This is a genomic window from Bacillus sp. BHET2, assembly GCF_005938125.1.
Lineage (GTDB): Bacteria > Bacillota > Bacilli > Bacillales > Bacillaceae_B > Rossellomorea.
This window is the reverse complement of record NZ_VCQN01000001.1, coordinates 382,211-404,611: the sequence shown is the minus strand read 5'-3', so window position 1 is coordinate 404,611 and position 22,401 is coordinate 382,211. Positions and strand designations below refer to the sequence as shown.

The 22,401-nt window shown below is 39.2% G+C and carries 27 protein-coding genes; 13 read left to right on the top strand and 14 right to left on the bottom strand.

Annotated elements, in window-relative coordinates:
• Positions 1–13 precede the first annotated feature (13 nt).
• Positions 14–2,860, bottom strand: coding sequence for a 2-oxoglutarate dehydrogenase E1 component (locus tag FGG79_RS02110; protein WP_138776102.1), 2,847 nt, complete (start codon positions 2,858–2,860; stop codon positions 14–16).
• Between the two features lie 531 nt (positions 2,861–3,391).
• Between FGG79_RS02110 and FGG79_RS02105 the strand changes: the two genes are divergently transcribed.
• A complete protein-coding gene (locus FGG79_RS02105; protein WP_138776101.1) occupies positions 3,392–3,913 on the top strand; it encodes an Hsp20/alpha crystallin family protein in 522 nt (173 codons plus the stop codon).
• Positions 3,914–3,934: 21 nt separating this feature from the next.
• Here the strand turns inward: FGG79_RS02105 and FGG79_RS02100 are convergent, their stop codons facing one another.
• Both FGG79_RS02100 and FGG79_RS02095 read right to left on the bottom strand, forming a co-directional pair.
• Complete coding sequence (locus FGG79_RS02100) at positions 3,935–5,344, bottom strand: HAMP domain-containing sensor histidine kinase (protein ID WP_138776100.1); 1,410 nt, start codon at positions 5,342–5,344, stop codon at positions 3,935–3,937.
• Positions 5,341–6,021 (bottom strand): response regulator transcription factor, encoded by a 681-nt coding sequence (locus FGG79_RS02095; RefSeq protein WP_138776099.1) that lies wholly within the window; start codon positions 6,019–6,021, stop codon positions 5,341–5,343. Before FGG79_RS02095 ends, FGG79_RS02100 begins: the two co-directional genes overlap by 4 nt.
• A gap of 346 nt (positions 6,022–6,367) precedes the next feature.
• Here FGG79_RS02095 and FGG79_RS02090 point away from each other — a divergent pair, with 346 nt between their 5' ends.
• On the top strand, positions 6,368–7,588 hold the full coding sequence (locus FGG79_RS02090; RefSeq protein WP_138776098.1) for an MFS transporter: 1,221 nt from the start codon (positions 6,368–6,370) through the stop codon (positions 7,586–7,588).
• A 268-nt stretch (positions 7,589–7,856) separates the two neighbouring features.
• Complete coding sequence (locus tag FGG79_RS02085) at positions 7,857–8,036, top strand: hypothetical protein (protein ID WP_138776097.1); 180 nt, start codon at positions 7,857–7,859, stop codon at positions 8,034–8,036.
• Positions 8,037–8,041: 5 nt separating this feature from the next.
• Here FGG79_RS02085 and FGG79_RS02080 read toward each other — a convergent pair whose 3' ends face one another.
• Positions 8,042–8,518, bottom strand: a complete 477-nt coding sequence (locus FGG79_RS02080; RefSeq protein WP_138776096.1) for an NUDIX hydrolase — start codon at positions 8,516–8,518, stop codon at positions 8,042–8,044.
• Between the two features lie 514 nt (positions 8,519–9,032).
• Between FGG79_RS02080 and FGG79_RS02075 the strand changes: the two genes are divergently transcribed.
• The 4 genes from FGG79_RS02075 to FGG79_RS02060 all read left to right on the top strand — a co-directional run bounded on the left by FGG79_RS02075 (position 9,033) and on the right by FGG79_RS02060 (position 11,171).
• Positions 9,033–9,758, top strand: a complete 726-nt coding sequence (locus tag FGG79_RS02075; RefSeq protein ID WP_138776095.1) for a LamB/YcsF family protein — start codon at positions 9,033–9,035, stop codon at positions 9,756–9,758.
• 118 nt (positions 9,759–9,876) lie between these two features.
• Positions 9,877–10,170: a hypothetical protein gene (locus FGG79_RS02070; protein WP_138776094.1), complete on the top strand. Its 294-nt coding sequence runs from the start codon at positions 9,877–9,879 to the stop codon at positions 10,168–10,170.
• Positions 10,171–10,185: 15 nt separating this feature from the next.
• Positions 10,186–10,731: a 2'-5' RNA ligase family protein gene (locus tag FGG79_RS02065; RefSeq protein ID WP_138776093.1), complete on the top strand. Its 546-nt coding sequence runs from the start codon at positions 10,186–10,188 to the stop codon at positions 10,729–10,731.
• Between the two features lie 32 nt (positions 10,732–10,763).
• The gene (locus FGG79_RS02060) at positions 10,764–11,171 is read left to right on the top strand and encodes a secondary thiamine-phosphate synthase enzyme YjbQ (protein WP_138776092.1); all 408 of its coding nucleotides are present in this window, start codon (positions 10,764–10,766) and stop codon (positions 11,169–11,171) included.
• 144 nt (positions 11,172–11,315) lie between these two features.
• On the opposite strand, the gene FGG79_RS02055 is transcribed toward FGG79_RS02060, so the two are convergent.
• Positions 11,316–11,705, bottom strand: a complete 390-nt coding sequence (locus FGG79_RS02055; protein WP_138776091.1) for a thiol-disulfide oxidoreductase DCC family protein — start codon at positions 11,703–11,705, stop codon at positions 11,316–11,318.
• Positions 11,706–11,831: 126 nt separating this feature from the next.
• Positions 11,832–12,410 carry a histidine phosphatase family protein gene (locus tag FGG79_RS02050; protein WP_138776090.1) on the bottom strand — a complete coding sequence of 193 codons (579 nt, stop codon included), beginning with the start codon at positions 12,408–12,410 and terminating at the stop codon, positions 11,832–11,834.
• A 191-nt stretch (positions 12,411–12,601) separates the two neighbouring features.
• On the opposite strand from FGG79_RS02050, the gene FGG79_RS02045 reads away from it, so the two are divergent.
• Positions 12,602–13,456: an STAS domain-containing protein gene (locus FGG79_RS02045; RefSeq protein WP_138776089.1), complete on the top strand. Its 855-nt coding sequence runs from the start codon at positions 12,602–12,604 to the stop codon at positions 13,454–13,456.
• A 45-nt stretch (positions 13,457–13,501) separates the two neighbouring features.
• Here FGG79_RS02045 and FGG79_RS02040 read toward each other — a convergent pair whose 3' ends face one another.
• Positions 13,502–13,993, bottom strand: a complete 492-nt coding sequence (locus FGG79_RS02040) for a hypothetical protein (RefSeq protein WP_138776088.1) — start codon at positions 13,991–13,993, stop codon at positions 13,502–13,504.
• Positions 13,977–14,462: a hypothetical protein gene (locus tag FGG79_RS02035; RefSeq protein ID WP_138776087.1), complete on the bottom strand. Its 486-nt coding sequence runs from the start codon at positions 14,460–14,462 to the stop codon at positions 13,977–13,979. The genes FGG79_RS02040 and FGG79_RS02035 overlap by 17 nt, the downstream gene beginning before the upstream one ends.
• A 136-nt stretch (positions 14,463–14,598) precedes the next feature.
• Between FGG79_RS02035 and FGG79_RS02030 the strand changes: the two genes are divergently transcribed.
• Together FGG79_RS02030 and FGG79_RS02025 are read left to right on the top strand one after the other, a co-directional pair.
• A complete protein-coding gene (locus FGG79_RS02030) occupies positions 14,599–14,796 on the top strand; it encodes a hypothetical protein (RefSeq protein ID WP_138776086.1) in 198 nt (65 codons plus the stop codon).
• A gap of 461 nt (positions 14,797–15,257) precedes the next feature.
• Complete coding sequence (locus tag FGG79_RS02025) at positions 15,258–15,449, top strand: hypothetical protein (protein ID WP_138776085.1); 192 nt, start codon at positions 15,258–15,260, stop codon at positions 15,447–15,449.
• A gap of 125 nt (positions 15,450–15,574) precedes the next feature.
• On the opposite strand, the gene FGG79_RS02020 is transcribed toward FGG79_RS02025, so the two are convergent.
• The 3 genes from FGG79_RS02020 to FGG79_RS02010 form a co-directional block, all read right to left on the bottom strand.
• Positions 15,575–16,054 carry an NUDIX hydrolase gene (locus FGG79_RS02020; RefSeq protein WP_138777536.1) on the bottom strand — a complete coding sequence of 160 codons (480 nt, stop codon included), beginning with the start codon at positions 16,052–16,054 and terminating at the stop codon, positions 15,575–15,577.
• A gap of 69 nt (positions 16,055–16,123) precedes the next feature.
• Positions 16,124–16,489, bottom strand: a complete 366-nt coding sequence (locus tag FGG79_RS02015; protein WP_138776084.1) for an aminoacyl-tRNA hydrolase — start codon at positions 16,487–16,489, stop codon at positions 16,124–16,126.
• 79 nt (positions 16,490–16,568) lie between these two features.
• Entirely contained in the window at positions 16,569–17,033 is a 465-nt protein-coding gene (locus FGG79_RS02010; protein ID WP_138776083.1) for a hypothetical protein, read from the bottom strand.
• Positions 17,034–17,121: 88 nt separating this feature from the next.
• On the opposite strand from FGG79_RS02010, the gene FGG79_RS02005 reads away from it, so the two are divergent.
• From FGG79_RS02005 to FGG79_RS01995, 3 genes are read left to right on the top strand one after another with little or no spacing between them, the layout of a single operon-like run.
• Positions 17,122–17,718 carry a TetR/AcrR family transcriptional regulator gene (locus FGG79_RS02005; protein WP_138776082.1) on the top strand — a complete coding sequence of 199 codons (597 nt, stop codon included), beginning with the start codon at positions 17,122–17,124 and terminating at the stop codon, positions 17,716–17,718.
• A 4-nt stretch (positions 17,719–17,722) separates the two neighbouring features.
• Positions 17,723–18,067, top strand: a complete 345-nt coding sequence (locus tag FGG79_RS02000) for a DMT family transporter (RefSeq protein WP_138776081.1) — start codon at positions 17,723–17,725, stop codon at positions 18,065–18,067.
• Entirely contained in the window at positions 18,067–18,381 is a 315-nt protein-coding gene (locus FGG79_RS01995) for a DMT family transporter (RefSeq protein ID WP_138776080.1), read from the top strand. Before FGG79_RS02000 ends, FGG79_RS01995 begins: the two co-directional genes overlap by 1 nt.
• Positions 18,382–18,428: 47 nt before the next feature.
• Here the strand turns inward: FGG79_RS01995 and FGG79_RS01990 are convergent, their stop codons facing one another.
• Genes FGG79_RS01990 through FGG79_RS01980 form a run of 3 tightly spaced genes read right to left on the bottom strand, consistent with a single transcriptional unit; the run spans position 18,429 to position 22,154 of the window.
• Entirely contained in the window at positions 18,429–19,532 is a 1,104-nt protein-coding gene (locus tag FGG79_RS01990; protein ID WP_138776079.1) for a Ger(x)C family spore germination protein, read from the bottom strand.
• Entirely contained in the window at positions 19,529–20,638 is a 1,110-nt protein-coding gene (locus FGG79_RS01985; RefSeq protein WP_138776078.1) for a GerAB/ArcD/ProY family transporter, read from the bottom strand. Before FGG79_RS01985 ends, FGG79_RS01990 begins: the two co-directional genes overlap by 4 nt.
• Entirely contained in the window at positions 20,622–22,154 is a 1,533-nt protein-coding gene (locus FGG79_RS01980; RefSeq protein WP_138776077.1) for a spore germination protein, read from the bottom strand. The genes FGG79_RS01985 and FGG79_RS01980 overlap by 17 nt, the downstream gene beginning before the upstream one ends.
• Between the last annotated feature and the right edge of the window lie 247 nt (positions 22,155–22,401).

Sequence of the window (22,401 nt, the reverse complement as noted above, 5' to 3'; positions counted from 1 at the left end):
GTCCTCCTCTTTCTTATCGAGTTAACGCTTCATTTATGATTCTTGATTGTTCTTTTTTGTGTACGGTTGGATCACCTTCTGATGGGCTTGAACGTCTCCGTCTTCCTACATAATGTACCTCGACACCCTCTGGTGCAATATCACGCAGGCGCGACTCGGCAAACGTCCACGCTCCCATATTCTTAGGTTCTTCTTGAATCCAGACCATTTCTTTCAAGTTCTTGTACCTTTCCAGGATGGCTGTGATGTCCCCTTTAGGGAATGGGTAGATTTCTTCCACTCTAAGAATGTGTAACCAATCCTTATCGTCCATACCTTGAATCTTCTCTTCTAAATCAATCGCAATCTTCCCGCTACATAATACAACTCGTTCAACTGTGTCTGGATTTTCTCCAAGACCTTTTTGCTCAAGAACGGAATGGAATTCTCCATGAGCCAGTTCCTCGGCTGTGACGGCTGCAAATTGATTTCGAAGCAAGCTTTTCGGCGTCATGATGACCAGTGGCCTTACTTCTTCTTTTTGTAAAATTGCTGCCTGACGTCTTAAAACATGAAAGTATTGACCGGCTGTAGAACAATTGGCAACTGTCCAGTTATACTCTCCACCCAGTTGCAGGAATCGTTCTAAGCGGGCACTTGAGTGTTCTGGTCCTTGACCTTCATATCCGTGAGGTAATAGCATAACCAGTCCAGTCTTTTGTCCCCATTTCGCACGACCAGCTGAGATGAACTGATCAAACATCACCTGTGCCATATTGGAGAAATCTCCAAATTGGGCTTCCCAGAGAACCAGTGTTTCCGGTGCGAAGACATTATATCCATACTCATAACCAACAACAGCTGTTTCTGTTAGAGGACTGTTAAGGACTACAAAGGAAGCATGACTATCATTCAGATTGTGTAAAGGTATATATTCTTCTCCGGATTTCTCATCATGGAGAACAAGGTGGCGCTGAGCAAATGTTCCTCGTTCTGAATCCTGCCCTGCCAAGCGAATCGGCGTACCATCTTTCAAGATCGAAGCAAACGCCAACGTCTCGGCATGTGCCCAGTCAATTTTCCCTTTACCTTCAAATACCTGGCTTCTTCTCTGAAGGATTCGTTCTAATTTCTTGAAAACATTAAAGCTTTCTGGCCATTGAAGAAGTTCATTGTTTAACCCTTCAAGCTTATTAATATCTACACTTGTATTAATTTCAGGCAAACCGTTTGCAACATATTCAGGTGGAGCAAGAACAGTATCAGGATCTTCATCCTTGGATGGGACTTTGTCGTAAGCTGCTTTTAGTTCCTCTTCGATGTCTTTATCCATTTTCTCAACATCCGCTTCAGAGATTACACCTTCTGAAACTAACCGATCAACGTATTGCTTCTTCGCATTAGGATGATTTTGGATGACAGAATACATTAATGGATTGGTCACCATCGGTTCATCCATTTCATTGTGACCAAAACGGCGGTAGCCGATTAAATCAATCACAAAGTCTTTTCCGAATGTTTTACGATATTCATAGGCAAGATCTGCTGCAGCAACACACGCTTCGGGATCGTCTGCATTGACATGCACGATCGGGACTTCAAAGCCTTTAGCAGTGTCTGATGCATATTTCGTGGAGCGTGAATCACGGCTTTCAGTCGTGAAGCCGATCATATTGTTTGCTATAAGGTGTATAGATCCACCTGTGTTATATCCTCGTAATTGACTCATATTTAATGTTTCTGCTACAACGCCTTGTCCTGGAAAAGCCGCATCACCGTGAATCATGATGGCATAAGAAGCTTCAGGTGATTGTTCAGGGTATCCACGATCTTCACGAACTTCTTGTGCAGCACGTGTGTATCCTGCCACAATCGGACTCACTACTTCCAAATGACTCGGATTATTTGCTAGTGTGACACGAGCTCTCGCTGTAGGCGATTGCTGTGGAGAGATTTCACGATCAGCACCTAAGTGGTACTTCACGTCACCTGTCCATCCAAACGTAATGCCGATCGAGCCTTCAGATGGAATTAAATCCTTGCTCGGTGCATGTTGAAATTCTGCAAAGATCATTTCATAAGGTTTTCCGATAACATGTGCCAGAACGTTTAAACGCCCTCGATGCGCCATACCGATATTAACCGTCTTAGCTCCTGATTCCACTGAATAACGAACCATTTCGTCCAGTAAAGGAACCATGGTATCCAATCCTTCAATCGAGAAGCGCTTTTGACCTACGAACGTACGGTGAACATATTTTTCAAACCCATCGACTTGGGCCAGGCGTTTTAATAACGCGAGTTTCTTGTCCTTAGAAAGTGGTGTGAAATAAGATTCAGACTCAATCTTTTCTCTTAACCAATTCTTCTCTTCAAGCTCATGGACGTGAGCATATTCAAAGGCTAATTTGTTTGTATAGACCTGTCTTAAATGTTGAATTGCCTGCAAACCATCCTTAATGTGAGAAGGTGCATTTGGGCATAGGAAATCGACAGGGATATGCTTTAAATCTTCTTCAGTCAGATTGAATTCTGAAAGTTCAATCCTCCTAGTATCTTTATCTCGGTCATTTAAGGGATTAATATCCGCAGCTAAGTGACCATATGTACGAATATTATCTGCTAATTTCACCGCTGCTACCATTTTACTCAGGGCAGTGGGTTGTTCGGGTAATGTAAAGGATGAATCTCCGTGTTGAGCGCTCGCGATGACCTTGACATCTTCAACTGTAGGAGGTCCCCATTGCTCGAATAATTCCTTTAATTCAGGATCAACTTCAGAAGGATCCTCCAAGAATTGTTCATAAACCTCCATAACATAGCCTAGATTGGGTCCGTAAAACGATTGCCATGGTTCCCCTTTTGCCGATTGTTTTTTCATTGTGAAAAACCTCCAACTATTTTGCCAGTTAGTATAATTTGGGTATCATGTATTCTGATAATGAAATCGATGCTAATCATTATGCAAGAATAGTAATTTAACTACATTAAAACGCTTACAAGGACATTTTATCACTGTGCAGTAGTAAGATAAAGTCTTTATAACAAATTTCTTAAAATTTTGTTTTCTGCTTGTGTTACATGAATATTACTTATATTCCCATAATAATTTAAAGGAAAACATTTTTCTAAATCGACTATTCTGAAATAATATTTTATTAAGCGCTTTCTCTTTCACCTTCTTGTTTCCCTTATACGAGGGTGCTTTTTTCATAAACAATCTTACTACTGTTACCTAAAAAAACCAAATATTTTTTGTCATTTTAGAGGTTTTTTTGTGGAATTACCTATTTATAGAGTCATAGTTAGTGATTTTGCAAGTGATCTGTCCATGAACTTATCGCCCACACATTGCATAGGATAGAACAATCAGGAGGCAATTAGCCTATTTTTTTAAAGTGAGGTGGTTCACATGTTCCCATGGAGTTTATTCCCTTTCAATAAAGATATGAAAGATCAAATGAACCAAATGAATCCAAAGGAAATGGATTCATATATTCAAGGCATGATGAAGAAAATGTTCCCGGGCGGATGGGAAAGTATGATGAATCCAAATGACATGATGAACGGTGCTCAATCCTTCTCGAATCCGATGGGAATGATGGGCAATCAAGGACAGAAAACCCAACGGGATGAGGCTTCTCGATCTTCTTCATCTGTTCCAACTACCATTTTTGAAACATTTGAAGATGTCTATATCCGGTTCCATGTTCCGAATGAGGAATGGATGAAATCTTTAAAGATTTTCCACACATCGAATCAAGCCTTCATTGAAAACATACCCGACAGTGATGAAAGACAAGTGATCACACTCCCTTGCTTAGTGAAGAAAAAAGGGGCGGTGGCTCAGTATAAGGATGGCATTTTAGAGCTAAAGATTCCCAAAAGCATTGATCTACAGTACACAGAAATAGACGTCTCAGAAAAATACTGAGACGTCTATTTCCATAGTAATCTAATGAGCGTACTTTAGGGATATCCTAATGGTGGTCCCTTCCGGCTGATTTTTCAACGCTGTGATTTCACCATTATAGTTTTGTATTAGTTTCGATGCGATGGCTAAGCCGAGACCATATCCGCCCTTTTCCCGGCTCCTCGCCTTATCCACCCGGTAAAAGCGATCAAATATTTTCGGAAGGTCTTCCTCTGGAATCCCAATTCCTTCATCCTTGACTTCAATCATCACTTCATCCTCATGATTCATCATTTTCACTTCCGTCGTAGAATACTCATCAGAGTATTTCACAGCATTGTCCAAAAGGATGATCATGATTTGCTCTAGGTGCCTTGGCAAGATGGTTGCGACTGCTTCATGGTCCAATTCATCCACACATGAAAATGTATAATTCTTGTGAAGGAACTTGAAGTCCCTTATCACTTTTTCTACAACTTCCTGTACATTTGCATGGGAGTTTTGCAAATCAAATTTCTCCCTGTCCGCTCTTGATAACTCTAACAATTCACCAACAAGCCTTCTCACTCGTTCAAGCTCCTCTAATGACACTTGCAGGGATTCTTCAAGTATGGTTGGGTCTTTCTTCCCCCATCTGTTCAGTAATGCCAAATGCCCCTCAAGCACCTGGATGGGTGTTCTCAATTCATGAGATGCATCTTCCACAAATTGCTGTTGCTGTTGAAACGACTTTTCTATCTGACTCATCATTTTATTGAAAATTTGCGACAGATCACTGATTTCATCATGGGCTTTAACAATTTCCACTCTTTCATGAAATCCTTTCCGTTCAATTGATCTCATGGTTTCTGAAAGTTTATTCAATGGCCTCACAAAGCTTTTCGCCATAAAATAGCCAACGAAGGCGCTGATCAGCAACGCAAGGATTCCTGTTATAGTCATGATCCAAAAGAGATTTTTCATGATCTTTTCGTAACGGTTCAAAGGTTGAATGATTTCTACAAAGCCGTTGAACTGACTTGATCGTATTGGGGACCTGCCAATGAGCATTTGCTTCCCTTCAGACTCAATCAGATCAACTGATTTATCCCGGACTGGTTGAAAGGGTACATAGAATGCTGATTCATTTTCTCCCCTGATTTCCAATACTTGATTTCCTTGGCGATCTAAAATCCTGATCGTCTGGTCCTTTTCAGCGATTTGCTTCATTAAATCCCGGCTATCATAAATATCCTGGAGTTGAATTTTCGGTCCTCTTTGCTTAAAAAAAACGGTAATCTCATCCAGCACACGCCCAAAATTATTTTCTTCCTCATCAAGCATCCATTTACTGATGGCATGGTATTGAAAGAAACTAAATAAGAAAAAGGCGAGAAAGATCGCCGAACCGGCAGCAAAAGCCCACTTCGCTTTAAGGGAAGAAGGCTTGAAACGATCGATAAATGTTTTCATGTCCTCATCACGTAACCTGTTCCACGGACAGTTTGGATATAGCTCTCTTCTTCAGGTGAATCAATTTTGTTCCGTAAGTATCGTACATACACATCCACTACGTTCGTTTCAACTTCTGTTTCGTAACCCCACACCTTATTCAGGAGTACTTCACGGGTCAATACGATATTCCTGTTCTCTAAAAAGGCCACTAACAGATCATATTCCCGTTTAGTCACTTCGATTTCTACATCGAGTTTAAACACCTGCCGTGACTCTTTATGAACGGTGATATCACGATAACGGAAGGTGGTTTGAGTAGCACCTGATTCTTCTTTAGGGGAACGTCTAAACACAGCTCTCAGCCGAGCTAATAGCTCTTCGATAGCGAAAGGCTTGATGATATAATCATCCGCTCCACTATCAAGACCCGATACCCGGTCCATGACACTATCCCTTGCTGTAATCATGAGGATCGGGATCGTTTTAAGCTGGCGGATTCGTCTGCACACTTCTAAACCATTAAGCCCTGGCAGCATTAAGTCCAGGAGGATGATGTCCCATTCCTCATTCAAGGCTTGTTCCAGTCCCTCTCGTCCATCATAGGCCAAACCCACTTCATATCCTTCGTATTTAAGTTCTAATTCAATGAATCGAGAAAGATTCTTTTCATCTTCTATGACTAATATTCTCTTCACATGATCACCTGCTCTAATGCGTAATACTTATTATTTTAATTTACTTTTGTTAAAAATAAAATCATTAAGGGCATGAAATATTTCAATGCCTTGATACGTCATTAACGTAATCGCTGTAAAACTGAAAAATAAAATAGGAATAATTCGAATCCACATGGTTCTAACCTCCCTTTTATCATTACTGTTATTTTCCACCTGTTTCATTAAAATACTATGAGAATAGGGTGAGTTTTTAGTAAGATAATAACAGTTCACATAATAAAATTATAAGCAATTAAAAAAATAGTATGAAATGTTGCTTGATGAGGAAAATTATCAGGGTAGAAATGAAAATGAGGTGCACGAAATGGAAAGCAAGAAAAAGTTGGACTTATTTGCGTTATCATCCATTCCTTTAGTGATGACACTTGGGAACTCCATGTTAATTCCTGTGCTACCTCAGTTGGAGGAAGAGCTACACATCTCAGGGTTTCAATCAAGTTTGATCATCACGGTCTATTCAATTATTGCGATCATTTGCATCCCGATCGCTGGTTTCTTATCAGACCGATACGGAAGAAAAAACATATTAATTCCAAGTTTGCTTATTGCAGGAATCGGAGGACTTATTTGTGGGTTTGCTTCTATTTATGGAGCGAATGCCTACGTATTTGTCCTTGTTGGAAGGATTGTTCAGGGGATTGGGGCCGCAGGAGCCTTTCCTGTCGTCATACCTACAGTAGGAGATTTATATGAGGATGATGATCAAATCACGAAGGGCCTTGGATTGATCGAGACGTCCAATACATTCGGAAAAGTACTAAGCCCGATTTTGGGAGCACTACTTGCTGCATGGATTTGGTACATTCCTTTCTTCTCCATTCCTATCTTCTCAGCACTGTCGATTGGTTTAATCATCGTATTTGTGAAAGTTCCTCCTAAAAAAGGGGAAGAGAATAAACAAACCATCAGGGAATTTGTTCATGAAGTGAAAGTGGTGGTGATGAAAGAAAAGAAATGGATCTTCGGTATATTCATCATTGGAATCATTTCCATGTTCACCTTATTTGGGTTTTTATATTATCTCTCAACACGCTTAGAACAGGCATATGCGATAAAAGGTGTTCTAAAGGGATTATATTTAGCGATCCCCCTCCTTTTTTTATGTCTGACCTCCTTTATAACAGGGAAAATAATCGGGAAGAGCAAGACAAAAATGAAGTGGGTCATCGTGTTTGGCGCACTTTTAAGCTCAGTAGCCTTTTTCCCATTCCTGTTCACTGAAGGAAAATGGATCATAATCAGCATTTTTTCCATTGCCGGGATCGGAATGGGCGCTGCATTGCCGTGCCTGGATGCCCTCATAACGGAAGGAATTGAAAAAGAACACCGGGGTACTATCACGTCTCTTTACAGTGCCATGAGGTTTACCGGAGTGGCATTGGGTCCTCCAATAATAGCATTGATAGAATCGTCGACCATGTTTATCCTATTTATCACCCTAAGCCTACTATCGAGTCTGTTCGGTTTGCTTTTCATTAAAGTTCCACTCTCGCCAGAACGAGCCACTTCTGTTAATAAAATATAACTATCTCTGTAAATGAAGCGTTGACCGATTCAGCGGAAGAGCTAGAGCATACAAAAGAAAAAGCCAACCCATAAAAATGGTGTAGGCTTTTATTAGTGTTTTAACACAAAAGCTAACTCAAAATACGATCAGCCTTTTGGATTATTATCAGTACCCATTACATCATGGGTCAAATCCAATTTCCTCCCCATTTCTTTATGTTTAAGTTTCTTCATAATGTGGTAGATATATCCATATAAATGATAAAGATAATAAAGGAGGAAACGGTTTGGAGTGGATCATTGCAATTATTTCTATTTTTATCCTTTTGATCATAGCAGAAGAGGTCATCTATTATTATTTAAGGTCAAGAATCATCAAGAATCCGCCAAAAACGAAAAGAAATCAAGGGAAAATAAAATCATTGGCTTCCAAGGTGAAGAGTGGCCGTGACTCACCATCAATATGATAAGCTTACATATCCTCTTTATTCATAGAAACAATATGATGGGGCGCATCTGAACGATCGACAAGTAGGGCCTTAACCTCTTTCGGGTAAAGCTCTACGTCAGTGAGCTCTTTCAATGAAAACCACTTGTAAAGGAGTCGATCCCCTTCTATTCCATAAAATTCGCCTTGTTGAAAAAAGGTCTTCTCCTCTGTAGTGACTTTATAGTACAGACCGATTTCGTGATACTTCCACTCTTTATATGGAAAGAAGTTTTCGTTCAACATCAATAATTGTTCTATTTGAACATCTACTCCCAATTCCTCCCTCATTTCTCTCATAAGGCTTTCCTTTGATGCTTCTCCGAGCACAACTCTCCCGCCGGGCAAAGCCCAATAATGATCATTTGCTTGTCTATGCAATAATATATGTTCATTCTCAACCCAAACAGCCGCCACTCTATAATTAAATACTTCATTGTCATTTTTAAACACAATATCCATAAAACCCCTCCTCGTTTTCCATTCTACATGAAATACACCATTATATGTTTACCAATAGATGAAAGAGTTTTGGAAAGGTTCTTTTCGTAAACTTTGTAGCTTTTTAAGGTAGTGAGTGCTAGTTGATTTCCGCTGCAGGTGCTCGCTTTCCGTTACAATCAACTTTCTATGTATGGAGGGGAAAAAAGACAAAAAAAAGAAGACAAAAGCTTCAGCAATACTTTTGTCTTCAAAGGAAAGAAATTAGAATGGGTCTTACATAATAAAGATTTAAACAGAAAGAAAACTACCCCGCTCACTTTCTGTTTAGGGAGTGATAAATCCTTATTCATAAGCAAGACTTATTGTAACCCCTGAAAAAGTGAACTCAATTAAAACAAGATTAAAATTTGATGAGAAAACATTATTCGAGAATGAAGTAGAGCGTTAATAAAACATTTATCGACAATTTATGATATGATTAAGAAGAATTCAGAATGTTTCAATACATTCTCTTGATCGAAAGGATGAAAAAATGAAAATCGATTTAAACTGTGATTTAGGAGAAAGTTTTGGCGCATTTACGATTGGTAAAGATGAAGAAATGATGAAATACGTATCGTCTGTCAATATTGCTTGCGGCTTTCATGCAGGAGATCCCCTAGTTATGAAACAAACCGTTTCACATGCCTTAAAGCACAACTTAAAGATTGGTGCTCATCCAGGTCTACCGGACCTTCAAGGGTTTGGAAGGCGAATGATACATATCTCTCCAGAAGAAGCGTATGCTCTTGTACAATATCAAATTGGTGCCCTGCTCGCTTTTGTAAAGGCCCAGGGAGGCACGTTAGCCCACGTAAAGCCACATGGGGCACTCTATAATATGGCAGCAAAAGACGATAAATTGGCCAAATCTATTGCTGAAGCAGTATATGACCTTGATCCTGGGTTAACATTATTCGGACTCTCTCAAAGCGAACTAACAAAAGCGGGTGAAGAAATCGGATTACATGTTGCTCATGAAGTTTTTGCAGACAGAACCTATCAATCCGATGGTTCATTAACTCCTCGCTCACTTCCGAATGCTGTGCTTCATGACGAAACCAAGGTGGTAGAACAGGTTCTGCGAATGGTCAACCAACAGGAAGTAGTTTCAACCGATGGTAGCATCATATCAATTCAAGCCGATACCATTTGTCTTCATGGAGATAATGAAGCTGCCTTACTCCTTGCTAAACGTCTATACGAAAAGGTAACGTAACATGATTCAGGGCTCCCTGCAGCCCTGAGTTGTCAAATTATCCACGACCATTTTGAACCTAATCCAAATAGCTGAGAGTGAGTTACCCATTTCATCCGCTTAAGATAGGGGTTTTATTATGAACAAAATGTTAGTATTAAAGGGCTTGCGCTGGATGTTCATTTTACTTGTTGCCTGCGTGATCGTTCTATACGGATACAAACGCCTCCTTCTCCATACAGGTATTGATGCATCGTTGCAATCGATATCCCCGAATTCAACAATTATCGGAATTATACAAACACATACGACAGAAAACAAAGATAAAGTTTATAAAGCTCTTTATAAAACAGCCGACGGACAATGTTTCAGTGCTTCTTTCGAGCGACATTCTTACACCCTCATTGGAAATAGAGAATCAGCCTGTCGATAGAAAGGGAGGATCAACATGAAAGTAGCCGTCCATATCTTCCCTCAATGTAATTCATTGGACATCATCCAGGAAATCAGAAGAAAATACGATCCTCTTTCAGATAAAATCCCCCCTCACATTACCCTCGTATTTCCTTTTGATTCCATTACTCCATTAGACAAGATTCTCAGCCACATACAATCTGTAGCTGACCGAATTCCTCCATTCACCATCTCACTGAAAGGTGTAACCGGATATGGCGGGGAATATTTATTTTTAAATGTAATTAAAGGGAATGATTTCATTATCCAATTACACGATGAGTTGTATAAAGGAGTATTGTCCCCTTACCGCAATTATCACTATCCATATATTCCTCACATTACGTTAGGGAGACTAGGGAGTTTCGAAGGCTACCAATTTGCTCTGGATCACTATAAAGATTGGGAGGAGAGCTTTCAAACAACAGTAAACGAAATTATCGTGGAAGAAATAAGTGAAGATGGCCGTTCCACCGTCGTGGGTAAGGCGTATCTGAATAAACGAAAAGATGTTTTAATCCCCCGTAATTGTGGAATGTAATTCAATAGGTTATAGATTTTGGGGGAATTTAAATGATTAAAACACTGACGATTGATACAAAAAAACGTGATGAAATGATTGATATTACTTCTTATGTACAAGACATCATCACGAGTGGAGAAATGAAGGAAGGATATGTTGTCGTACAATCCTTACACACAACTGCCGGGATAACGGTGAATGAAAATGCCGATCCTGATGTAAAAACCGATTTTCTCCGCCGATTTGATGAAATCTACCCGTGGGAACATACGTTAGACCTGCACGGAGAAGGCAATACAGCCGCACATTTAAAGACTAGTACAGTTGGCCACTCTCAAACAATTATCGTTACAGGTGGCGAGCTCTTACTAGGCACTTGGCAGGGTATTTATCTTTGTGAATTTGATGGTCCCCGGTCAAGGAGAAGGGTTGCAGTAAAAACGATCCCTGCCGACTAAATCTGAATGAAAGGTTCACCCTTTCATTGTTTTATCTGACATTCCAAATAAATTAGCCCGGACCGAAAAGACTCGATACCTGTATCGAGTCTTTTCGGTCCGTTTTTAGTATTCTTCCTGAATGGTCCATTCTCTCAAATAAGGTTATTCAATAAATCGATGCCGGATGTTTTTTGTAGGCAGCATACATGATTCCTGTTTCCCGAACCATTTATATCTATTTTTAGCGATCCATTTGTACAAACTATCTCTAATTGGCTTCGGAACAATTCGGAATAGACTAATCACTTTCCAGGGCCACGATAATCGCGAACAAACTTTCAGTGCAGCAGTCGATTCAATGTATGCCCTATGATTCTCGATCAATACGATGCTATCCGTGGTTTTCGGAATGCTATAGGACTCTAATAATTCCTGACCAATTTCACTTTGTAACGAAGCAAACTGAAATGTCCCCAACGGATCCCTATCGATGATAAACCGTACGCTCCCATTGCAAAAATTACATATACCATCAAATAAAATAATTCCCATGTTCACCACACCATTCTATAAATGGATATCATTCTCTTTAATTATTGTACAATATCTAGGTAAGATTCAACGAATTTCCAGTGACAAGCTCACAAACATAGCAGGATGTGCACTTCCATCACATTGTTATGCATGCTCTGAAAGATGTCCCACTTGATTATAGGAGCGTACGACCCATGTATTATGCACCAAATGAAGGTCGGTCAGGCACCCGTTCCAGAGCTTCACACGCTCCTCCCCCAACGCATCATTATGAAATTCCCGTAAAATGGTATTGATAACGGCACCATGTGCGACTACCAAAACCCTTTGATCACGGAACTGTTTGTGGATTTCATTCAATCCATTTTGTACCCTTGCGACTAAGTCTTCGTAAGACTCCATTTTAGGAAAAATAAAGTCAGGATATTGTCTATCCCTGTCTTCGCGGAGCATCCCCTCCCCTTCACCAAAGCAGCGTTCCTTGAACTGGTCCATTTCAACGATGTTTAAGTCCAAACCCTCATTGATGATTTCTGCTGTTTTCCTTGCTCTCATCAGGGAAGTGGTTACCACAACATCCCATTCATGATCCTTTAAAAACTCTCTACACTCTTGTGCTTGACGTTCTCCTGTTTCATTTAATGGTATATCGGTTTGACCTTGCAATCTCCCAAATAGATTCCAATCAGTTTGTCCGTGACGTACCATGCATATTTGAGTCATACCCTATTCCCCTCTACTTGTGAATTCCTAGCATGGTTCCATATAATAACGGAACCTTCCCTGCCAAGTCTTTCCCTTTAATAAGAACTGTATAATTCTACTAGATTTTATGATATACTATATTACCATTAAACGAGAATAATTCGAAATGTTATAAATCACCATGGAGTATAAGGAGTTGGCTGAAGAAAATGAGAGATGAATTAGTATATTTAGGACAAGAGATTGTTTCCCATAAATCTGAAATCGCTCAAGGGGTAATTCACTATCAGGATCAACGATATTCTGACCAGATTAAGTTTTCTGGCGTAAAGATGGAACAAATCACTGAATGGCGGATTCAATTAATCGAATTGCTTGGTGAATCTTTATATAAAGACACAAAAGATTCACTCCAAAAAATCAAGGAATGGACAGAGGACGTGGGGAAGATCGCACTTGAAAATGGACTTCCTCTAAATGAATCGTTGAAAACTCTATCAGCATTTCGTATGGCCATTTGGGATATATTCACTGAACAATTAAATGACCAGCAAATTTCAGCCTCCCTTATGCTTCAAGTAAATAAAGAGATGAATCCTTTACTAGATGAGGTGGCGTTCCTTTTAAATGAAGTTTTTCGCACCCAGCAAAAGAACCAGCTAGCCCTCATCCATTCTGCCATGGATGAACTTTCCGCACCTGTCGTACCCATAAACGACAAAATTGCAATTCTTCCTTTAATTGGAGATATTGATACCCATAGGGCGAGCGCTGTAATGGAAACGGCTTTAAAGAAGAGCTCCGAGCTGCAACTTGACTATTTATTCATTGATATTTCCGGTGTGGCCATCATGGATACAATGGTCTCTCATAACATCTATCAAATCGTCAATGCGTTGAAAATGATGGGTGTAAAATCCGTCCTGACCGGAATTCGCCCTGAGGTTGCTCATGCATTAGGAAACCTTGGTATCACCTTCGAAGAATTAAAGACAAGTTCCAGTTTAAAAAAAGCACTTGAAGACATCGGGTTCACTCAATATGAAGTGGTACTTCCCGTCTAGAAAAAAGAAGCAGAAACCATCTTTAGCATGGCTTCTGCTTCTTTTTTATCTTTTGCTCCCTCTGACTTTATGATGAAAGATCAGTTGTACGCTCTGAACAGCCATATAGATAGGAATGGACCAATACATTTTGTACCCTTTATCAAAATGGAAGATACCGATCTTCACAGTCAGCCACTCCATCAATAAGGAGAAAGTCGTCCAAATCAATATATAAGCAAGATTCATTATGCCTTTTATCCCTAATTTCCGATAAATGTAGATAAAGAAATAACTATACGGTCCATACATAATATAACTGATGAAATCAATCCCTTGATAGGCTGAACTGTCATTTACATCGTAATAATCCCAAGGAGGTATACTGATTGTATGATCATAAAACATCCCAGTCGATATACCGTATACAAAATAACTGAACCCCTCAAGAAAGGAAAACATCTTCGGAGTCACCCATATTAAGAAGAGGAGACCAAACAGACTTAGGATGATAAACCACTCATTTAAATCGAAGGATCGTTCATAAATTCTGTTCATTCCCTGTCTCCTCCTTCTTCTGTATGTGATAAAGCCCCTTCCCTATCAGAATACACAGGAATAAATAAATACTATTGACGATGACCGTATTCAATAAACTCCATTGAGGATAGGAAAGGGAATGAAAATAGAGATGAAGGACATCCAATACGCTGATAAACATTAAAAGACATACAAATAAAATCAATTTATGAGTTTTCTCTTCAAAATTCAAATATCCATTCACCATCACAACTCCTATTAACGGCAAAATACATTCCCTGTTAATGAGCAGGCTGATGAATTGAGTAACGTCCCTAGAAGCCTTCATCCACTCCAAATTATGCGTCATGATCGTAATATAGTTCGTTGAAAGGATGGATAATACCATAAATTGAATGGAATTAGCGATAAATGACAGTTTCTTATTCATAAAGAGAGAAATATAAATCAATATAATAAAGATCGATAGGAAGAAAGGTAGTGACATAGCGTTCTCCTTTACCTTTTTCTCTATTATTTCCTTCATTTGCTCATTACATAACTATAGATGCGTCAGAGTATTAAAATGTTTGAATGATTTTATAACGGGAAATTAAGGAAGAAGTATAAAAGGAGGAATATCGATGAAACATGAATCTGTGAATCCAACAAATGCAAAGGATGAAATTAAAGAAATTTTTGTTGATGGCCTGCAACGGGATCTATCCCCGGAGGAAGAACCCCTGATCTCAGGTTGGACTCAATCCTTTAATAAGAGCGAAAGAGCTACCATCATCAATCTCTTAAAAGAATTATTAAATAAGCATAAAAGACATGACTAATATTAGAGTGGATGGTATTCGATGTTAGTAAAGAGAATACGAAAAGGCAAGCCTGTAGGTTGGCCTGCCTTTTCTCCTTTATAGTAAAGTTTCCACTTACACATTACTCGTTACATCTAGAAGTTTATCAATATCTACTCGGTAAATTGGGCGTTTTATGTCTTCTTGTCCTAGTTCTGCGGTATCTTCTAGTACTTCATCAATGTTCATACTTTTAAATACCTCCCAAGTTGTTAAAAAATCAGAGTGTGAATAAATCATTCATCCACTTTCATGTTACACATTACGCAAGAATTATTGCATTTTTGGGGGTATTTATCAATTTTTTCGTACAAATAACTACATTGAATATTCAGAAGTTTGAATTAAAATAAAGAATTATGGTATACTAAGAAAATGATTGACTATTCTCTACTCATAATTTATGGCTAGAATAGCTCTCTCCTTAAGGAGGCCTTTCAATGAAACGATTTTCCATGCTTCACGTACCTAAAGACTTCAAGCATAGAGGACGACCAGCTGTTACCGTTCATATCCTACCTGTTCACAAAGAATTTTTCGCAATAGGTAAATCACGAAAAGGAAACGGGAAAGCGGCCAACATCAACGAAAAGCTAGCCGCATATTATGCCTATCTAGATACATTAAACTAATGGATAATTTATATAATGAAAAGCGGATCAGACTTTCCTGACCCGCTTTTTTTATGTGTTCATTGATAAAGATATTTATAAGCCCTTTCATTGATAGCATTCTAAATGCCTACAGACCTGTTTCTTCAGAATTGTTCCTTCTCCTCTTCTACTGGAAATAAATCTTTATAATCGCGAAGCATCTGATGATGACTCCTCACCATGATTTCAGGTAAGCCTTCAAGAGGGAAAAACGCTAATTGAATGGATTCAGATGGATCGGCTTTCAAAAACCCTTCAAATTCATACGTATAATAAGCGGTTGTCACAACGTAAAATTCGTCTCCATTTTCTGCCTGAACATATTGGTCAGCTCCAGAATAGACGTTTAACAAATGTAACTTCCCTAATTGCAAGCTAGTTTCCTCTTCCACTTCCCTTCTCGCTGTCTCTTCTGTAGATTCGGCCAATTCCATTAGTCCTCCAGGAAGTCCCCACGCACCATGTGGGAATCTTCGCTGTTGAAGAAGCACTTCATTTTTTTCATTTAGAACCATCACAACCGCACCTACTAAAATAAGTGGGCGGTTGCCAACAATTTCCCTGAGTTCTTCTATGTATCCCAACTGATTATGGCCCCTCTCCCAGTTCTGAAATGATGTCAGAACGCTACGTATTGACACACCTCCCTCCCTCTAGTTTTTCATTAGGGTTAAGTTGCCCACGAATTCCTTTGCTTCAAACTTCTCCATAGGTGGTAGAGCGATGACCGTCAATGACCCTTCTTTAATTTCAGTCAAACCACTATCATGAATACTGAAAAATCCTTTCTGCTCTAGTTTTTCCAGTTCCTCCGTTTTTCCCTTCAAAACAATTTTCTTCATCCCTGTTTGCACCCACTCTATGAAATCAGGCTGCCTATTTTGAAATGGCGTATCCTTAGACATCATCGTCAACGTACTGAGAGTAGCTGCATGAGCCACTTGCGCTGCCGTCTTCCCCTTAGACATGGGTAAATCTTTATTTACAATAAAATATTGTACAAGATCCTTTTTGTTCATATTCCATTATCCCTCCTATAGATATCGTTGCGTCCTATCTCTTATCCTACCACGGATAGGATCTGTACAAATGAATGTTCTACTTTCTTCTTAGTCTCACACGCTTGTTTTCAATTGAGACGATTTTGACTTTCTCACCGATTGTAAAATCGAGATACTCTTCACAATCCAACTTATACGTGTGACCGTTGTCAAACTTCATCGCACAAGACGAGTCACTGTTATGCTGATCAATCACCTCCCCGGATTTAATACCTTCAGATCCCAGGCTGACAGGAAAGTATTTTTCTTCAATCCTTACCCACTCTTCCTGTCTGCTAACCACTAATTTCAATATCACAACTCCAATCAGGATCAGAAGTAACAAGCCAAGGAACCAGCTTTTCATCCGCAACCCATCCATTGTATTCTCCTTTCTATCTTTAAGGCTGTTTTCGTAAACGTTGTCGCGTTTCCAATGAGCAAGTGGTGGAGTGTAGCTCGTTAAGAAGAAATTCTGTTTATAAGACAACAAAAAATTATATGCCATCACTTCCCAAAACATTCGAATATTTTCCTCCTTGCATTTTGATCAAAAGGGACTTACACTTAAACTAACGACCGTTAGTTAGTTTCCGAAAAGGATGATCTGAATGAAAAGCGATAAAAAGCAGTTGATAAAAGAGGCATCATTGGATTTATTCGGGCAAAAAGGCTACGAAGATACTTCGTTAGCCGAAATTGCTAAGGTGGTGGGAATAAAGAAACCTTCCATCTACAACCATTTTCAAAGTAAAGAGGAATTATTTATAGAAGTCATGGAAGATTTAATAAAAGCTGAAGTGACGGCTTACAAAATGACAGCCAAGACAATGGTCTCTCAAGAACCCTTGTCAAATATTAAAAAACTATTTGATTTATTTTGCCATAGATTAATGACAACAAAGGAAGCCATATTGTGGAAAAGAGTCACCTTCTTTCCGCCAGAACTGTTTAAAGATCTTATCCAAAGACAATTTATTCATTTTGAACAAGTTACTTCCTCCATATTAGCGTCGGTTTATGAGGAAGGTGCAAATCAGCATCTGTTTCATGAGATCAATCAGGATGAATTTATTGCCTCTTTCTTATGTTTAGTTGACGGCGTGTTTTTAGAACATCATTATTACACAGAAGAAATTTTTCAACAGCGAATTGAATCGGCTTGGAAGGTTTACGAATTGGGTATTTCAAGTCGCAAAGGAGAGTAGCATCATGGGTTGGATTTATGTGGTAGTAGGAGGCATCTTAGAGATTGGATGGGCAACGGGGTTATCCATGTCAGAAGGATTCACTAAACCGGTGCCTAGTATGGTCACAGCATTCCTCATATTAGTCAGTTTTTATTTTTTCTCACAATCAATGAGACTGTTGCCGATTGGAACAGCTTATGCCGTCTTCACCGGGATTGGAGCAGCAGGTACAGCCCTTATTGGAATGTTCTTCTTGGATGAAGGGATAAGCTTAATGAAAATTGCATTTATCACATTACTCATTTTTGGAGTGATCGGATTGAAGATGAGTGATAAAGAAGAAAAAGATACAGGGGGTGCTTATTGATGGCATGGATTTTCCTCCTCTTTGCAGGGTGCTCAGAAGTGGTCATGGTTACATTTATGAAGCTTTCAGAAGGTTATAAGAAGCTGGTCCCTTCTATCATCAGTTTTGTAGCCGGAGCATTTAGTTTTTACCTATTGTCGCTTTCCCTGATCCATATCCCTGTAAGTACCGGATATGGGATATGGACCGGGATAGGGTCTGCCGGGGCAGTGATCATGGGAATGGTGTTCTTTAAAGAAAGAAAAGAGGCCAAAAGGCTTTTCTTTATTTCCTGTATTGTCGGAAGCATCATTGGTTTGAAATTGGTTTCTTAAATAAAAAGATCTTGCACCCATTAAGCGCAAGATCTTTTTATTTATGGTTAGTTGATGATTCCATTCCCTACAATATCAAGTTCAATTTTCGGTTTGATGGTGATGATGGGATACTCCTTCTCCCAATCCATTTGCTCCCATTCTTTATGGTGAAACGCAATGAATTCTCTTCCAATTCCGAATAGGTCAGCGTTCGCTTCCTGAATTTTCTTAATCATTTTTTCTGCATCACTCATTAGATGTGCTGAGATTTTTTCATCAAGCTCCTTGATCTTTTGTTTATCAGCTAATTCATCCTGAGGAAATTCGACAATCGCAGCCTCCGTTTTCAATGTCAGTTCCACTTGTATATTTCCTGGTGTGGAAGAAAGTATTTTCATCTTTGTTTTGGGATTTACTAAATTATAGGTAATATAATTTTCGATCTTCACCTTATTTCCTTTATCCACCTTCGTGACATACCTCGCAATTTTCCCTTTTTGATTCATTAAAACAAGTAATAAGGTTGACTCGGGAATCGAGAGTTTGCCACTCATCGAACGTTTATGGAATAATGCAGTACCACTTAGAACAAGTTCCTCATTATCGATTTTAAAAAGGGGAACAAAGAAATCCTTTCCTTCATCAAACATAATTGTACATACGGATTGGAGGTTCACTTTCGGAATACCCGTGAATGATTCGGCGGAACTAATGGTTTCAATAATGTATTCAGATATTAAAATATTTTTCTGAGAAATCATTTTTAGAACATCTCCCGCTTCCCCTTCCGAAACAGCTAATTTCGAGGAAATCGAACTGTTGGGATCCCGGTAGAAAATGTCCAGAAAATCATAAACATCCTTTTTCGCAAGGCTTTCCCCTAGCAGAAAGACTCGATTTTTTGATGGTTCAAAGCTACCTGATACTTTCCGGTCCATATGCATACGCACGTCCCGAATCGTTCGTCCATTCGCTTCAACCATCGTGTTGGTGGGGACACCATCTTTAAAGTCTCTTATGATTGCCGTGGCGTGAATGTTTTTATCTGGTGTTAAATCGAAGGCAGAGGAAAAAACAAGTCTTCCATTTTTGAGCAACCTTTGATCCCAGCACCCTGTCAAGCACAATAACATGACCATTAGTAGGATAAGGATTTTTCTACTTTTCATTGTTGTTTCTCCCTTTCGTGTTTTTTGAACACCAATGATATGCCTAGTAGCATGAGGGGAATGAAGAATACAAAGGCGTAAGACATATAAATGACCGCCTTATTGTAAACTTCCATTTGATCAAACTTCACCATTAGAGCAATAATCAGTCCCATAACACCAAATATGATCGGAAGAATAGTACGTTTGATTTTTTTCACTTTTCGGAGGAAGAATGATGTTCCTTCTGTTGCAAAGAATAAATAACTTGTTAATGATGTAATGACGTTTACGACCCACAAGGAAACAAACACAAGATCGATTCGTTCGACTATTTGCAAATACAGTGACTTCACAAAATATAAAACCGGTTGTGGAACAATATCAATTTCTGTCGGACTAAATGTAACGATACTTACTATGGTCATAAATGCATAAATGATTGTCACGGTGATATTGGCAACCGTTACATGTATGAGAATGGCTTTCTCCTCATTTTGTTTAAAGTGTGGGTATAGAATGAGCAACAGTTCAAATCCAAGCATAGAGAAATATGCTTCATTCGCACCCTTCAGCCAGCCCAAAACCCCTGATTGTCCCATAGGAAATAAATATCTGAATTCAACCGGATAGGTCACTAACACTATGATTGAAATAACCAGTAGGAAAAAGATGAGGCTCGATACCACTACATAAATATTGCTTATCCCTATGACGTCCTCACTCGCTAAGTACATGGCGGTCGCAATCAATAGAAACATGATGATCCATTTAGGGGTGAAGATCAGCACCCACATCTTAATAATCTTGGTGGAGTACATCAAAATCAGTGCCGTTACCAATAGTGCATATAAAATATAACCGCAATTTAGAAAAGTTCCCGTTATTTTCCCAAGAAGTATCTTTGAGTATTCAAAAAGTGACTTAGAAGGAAACCGTCTGCCTAATAGCCACAGTATCATGATAACAGCCTGTACCAGCAGTCCTGCTAAAAGGACAGCAATCCAGGCATCCTGCTTGGACTTCAAGTATACATTAAACGGTAAGCCCAATATCCCAACACCTATTTGTGTTTGGATGATGAAAAATGTTAACTGTACCCCACTGAGTTTAGTCTGATTGTTCATTTTTTTTCCATCCTCTGGGGTTCGTCGTCTTCCATTTATAAATGGCCTTTAAATCTCTCGGTCGTTCCTTCATTAGCCAAATTGGAACACGTATAAATGCATCTTTAAATGCTTTAACATCAAATGGGGCCATCGGATATAAGTAATAATGACCAAGTGATTTAAGTTTGGACATGTGAATGAGAGTAATCATCAGCCCAATAACGATCCCGAAGAAACCGAATAATGAAGCTAAAACCATTAATGGAAACCCTAATATTCTTACTGATGTGCTCAATTCATTCGATGGAATGACGAATGATGAAATGGCCGTGATGGCGACGACGATGACCATTGTATTGGAAACAAAATTGGCATCGACCACCGCTGTCCCGATGACAAGTCCACCCACCACCCCGATGGTTTGAGCGACAGGATTGGGTAATCGTATGGCAGCTTCACGCAATAATTCAAGCGTAAATTGCATGATTGCAGCCTCAATCAAAGGTGGAAAAGGCAAGTATTCCAAAGAACTTTTGATAGAGAAGATAATCTCTACTGGAATGACTTCATAATTATAGGAAATAACCGCAATATAAAAGGCAGGAAGGCATAGTGTGGTAATAAAACTTACTAACCTGATCAACCTCAGGAAGGACGCAATGAATGAGCGTGAATTATAATCCTCCGAGGTTTGAAAAAAACTAAAAAAAGAAACCGGAAAGATCAAAGCGGTTGGACTGCCTTCCATCAGGAGGGCCATTCTTCCCTCCATCAGATTTGCTACTACTCTATCCGGTCGTTCCGTGTTCAAGAATTGTGGGAAAGGGGAAAACGAACTATCTTCCAGAAACTCTTCGAAATACCCGGGAGATTGTATGGCATCCGCCTTAATATATGTGATGCGTTCTTCAATCGTTTTAGCAAGTTCGGGATCTGTTAATGTCGAAATGCTGACCAGAGCATATTTCGTTTTCGTCGTTACCCCCACATGCGAATATTTCACGGTTACTTTTCTGTTCGTGATTCTTTCCCGAATAAATTGCACATTTTCCGCTACATTTTCACTGAAACCTTGATGCGATCCCCTGATTACCTTTTCATTTATCGGTTCAATTCGATGTGCTGACTGATTCTTAGGAGCTGAGATTAAGAACATACATTCCTCATCTTCAATGATCAGCAGGCAATGCCCATCCACCAGTGCGTCTAATGCACCTTGAAGGTCAACCGTCTCATTGACATTCGCGCCATAAACAACGTTTTTAATATGACCGAAAGGGTTTTCTTGCATTGGTTTAATAACACTATTTTGAATACTCCCTACTTCCACTATTGAATCGATGAACATAAGTTTGACTTGTTTTTCATTAAAGATCAGATTTCTAATGCTCAGATCATCTGTCAGAAATAGGCCTTCACGAATAAACGTTACTTTCTCTTCTAAATTCATTGCAGGAGTATCGCAGGTATCTTGTTTTTCAACCGTTGGATTGATTAATTTGCGTGTAGTTCGCTTTGAAAATGACCTTCTCATGTGAACACCTACTGAAAGAGTTTATTACCATGTATAGTGTCCATTAGTGTGGGAGTTATGCAGGAAGACTATCTTCTCACTTCCTTAAGGTCCCTACTCCCGGCTTCTGCAAGTCAGATGCTTTTAAGTTCTTCAATTATGAGTTTCTTCACAAATAATAATTCTCTCTTCCATTAGATATTAGTAGGGTTTCCCTTCCTTTTTTTGATATACTTAATCAGATAAACTAGTCGATAGAGGTGAACAG

Excerpts from the sequence above, each read along its gene's own strand:
- FGG79_RS02105 (WP_138776101.1), top strand. The coding sequence starts at position 3,392 with ATGTTCCCATGGAGTTTATTCCCTTTCAATAAAGATATGAAAGATCAA.
- FGG79_RS01995 (WP_138776080.1), top strand. The coding sequence starts at position 18,067 with ATGGCATGGATTTTCCTCCTCTTTGCAGGGTGCTCAGAAGTGGTCATG.
- FGG79_RS02100 (WP_138776100.1), bottom strand. The coding sequence starts at position 5,344 with ATGAAAACATTTATCGATCGTTTCAAGCCTTCTTCCCTTAAAGCGAAG.
- FGG79_RS01985 (WP_138776078.1), bottom strand. The coding sequence starts at position 20,638 with ATGAACAATCAGACTAAACTCAGTGGGGTACAGTTAACATTTTTCATC.
- FGG79_RS02035 (WP_138776087.1), bottom strand. The coding sequence starts at position 14,462 with ATGTCACTACCTTTCTTCCTATCGATCTTTATTATATTGATTTATATT.
- FGG79_RS01990 (WP_138776079.1), bottom strand. The coding sequence starts at position 19,532 with ATGAAAAGTAGAAAAATCCTTATCCTACTAATGGTCATGTTATTGTGC.
- FGG79_RS02010 (WP_138776083.1), bottom strand. The coding sequence starts at position 17,033 with ATGTTTTGGGAAGTGATGGCATATAATTTTTTGTTGTCTTATAAACAG.
- FGG79_RS02000 (WP_138776081.1), top strand. The coding sequence starts at position 17,723 with ATGGGTTGGATTTATGTGGTAGTAGGAGGCATCTTAGAGATTGGATGG.
- FGG79_RS02030 (WP_138776086.1), top strand. The coding sequence starts at position 14,599 with ATGAAACATGAATCTGTGAATCCAACAAATGCAAAGGATGAAATTAAA.
- FGG79_RS02055 (WP_138776091.1), bottom strand. The coding sequence starts at position 11,705 with ATGGGAATTATTTTATTTGATGGTATATGTAATTTTTGCAATGGGAGC.
- FGG79_RS02090 (WP_138776098.1), top strand. The coding sequence starts at position 6,368 with ATGGAAAGCAAGAAAAAGTTGGACTTATTTGCGTTATCATCCATTCCT.
- FGG79_RS02025 (WP_138776085.1), top strand. The coding sequence starts at position 15,258 with ATGAAACGATTTTCCATGCTTCACGTACCTAAAGACTTCAAGCATAGA.
- FGG79_RS02005 (WP_138776082.1), top strand. The coding sequence starts at position 17,122 with ATGAAAAGCGATAAAAAGCAGTTGATAAAAGAGGCATCATTGGATTTA.
- FGG79_RS02050 (WP_138776090.1), bottom strand. The coding sequence starts at position 12,410 with ATGACTCAAATATGCATGGTACGTCACGGACAAACTGATTGGAATCTA.
- FGG79_RS02070 (WP_138776094.1), top strand. The coding sequence starts at position 9,877 with ATGAACAAAATGTTAGTATTAAAGGGCTTGCGCTGGATGTTCATTTTA.
- FGG79_RS02075 (WP_138776095.1), top strand. The coding sequence starts at position 9,033 with ATGAAAATCGATTTAAACTGTGATTTAGGAGAAAGTTTTGGCGCATTT.
- FGG79_RS02040 (WP_138776088.1), bottom strand. The coding sequence starts at position 13,993 with ATGAACAGAATTTATGAACGATCCTTCGATTTAAATGAGTGGTTTATC.
- FGG79_RS01980 (WP_138776077.1), bottom strand. The coding sequence starts at position 22,154 with ATGAGAAGGTCATTTTCAAAGCGAACTACACGCAAATTAATCAATCCA.
- FGG79_RS02080 (WP_138776096.1), bottom strand. The coding sequence starts at position 8,518 with ATGGATATTGTGTTTAAAAATGACAATGAAGTATTTAATTATAGAGTG.
- FGG79_RS02110 (WP_138776102.1), bottom strand. The coding sequence starts at position 2,860 with ATGAAAAAACAATCGGCAAAAGGGGAACCATGGCAATCGTTTTACGGA.
- FGG79_RS02015 (WP_138776084.1), bottom strand. The coding sequence starts at position 16,489 with ATGAACAAAAAGGATCTTGTACAATATTTTATTGTAAATAAAGATTTA.
- FGG79_RS02060 (WP_138776092.1), top strand. The coding sequence starts at position 10,764 with ATGATTAAAACACTGACGATTGATACAAAAAAACGTGATGAAATGATT.
- FGG79_RS02045 (WP_138776089.1), top strand. The coding sequence starts at position 12,602 with ATGAGAGATGAATTAGTATATTTAGGACAAGAGATTGTTTCCCATAAA.
- FGG79_RS02065 (WP_138776093.1), top strand. The coding sequence starts at position 10,186 with ATGAAAGTAGCCGTCCATATCTTCCCTCAATGTAATTCATTGGACATC.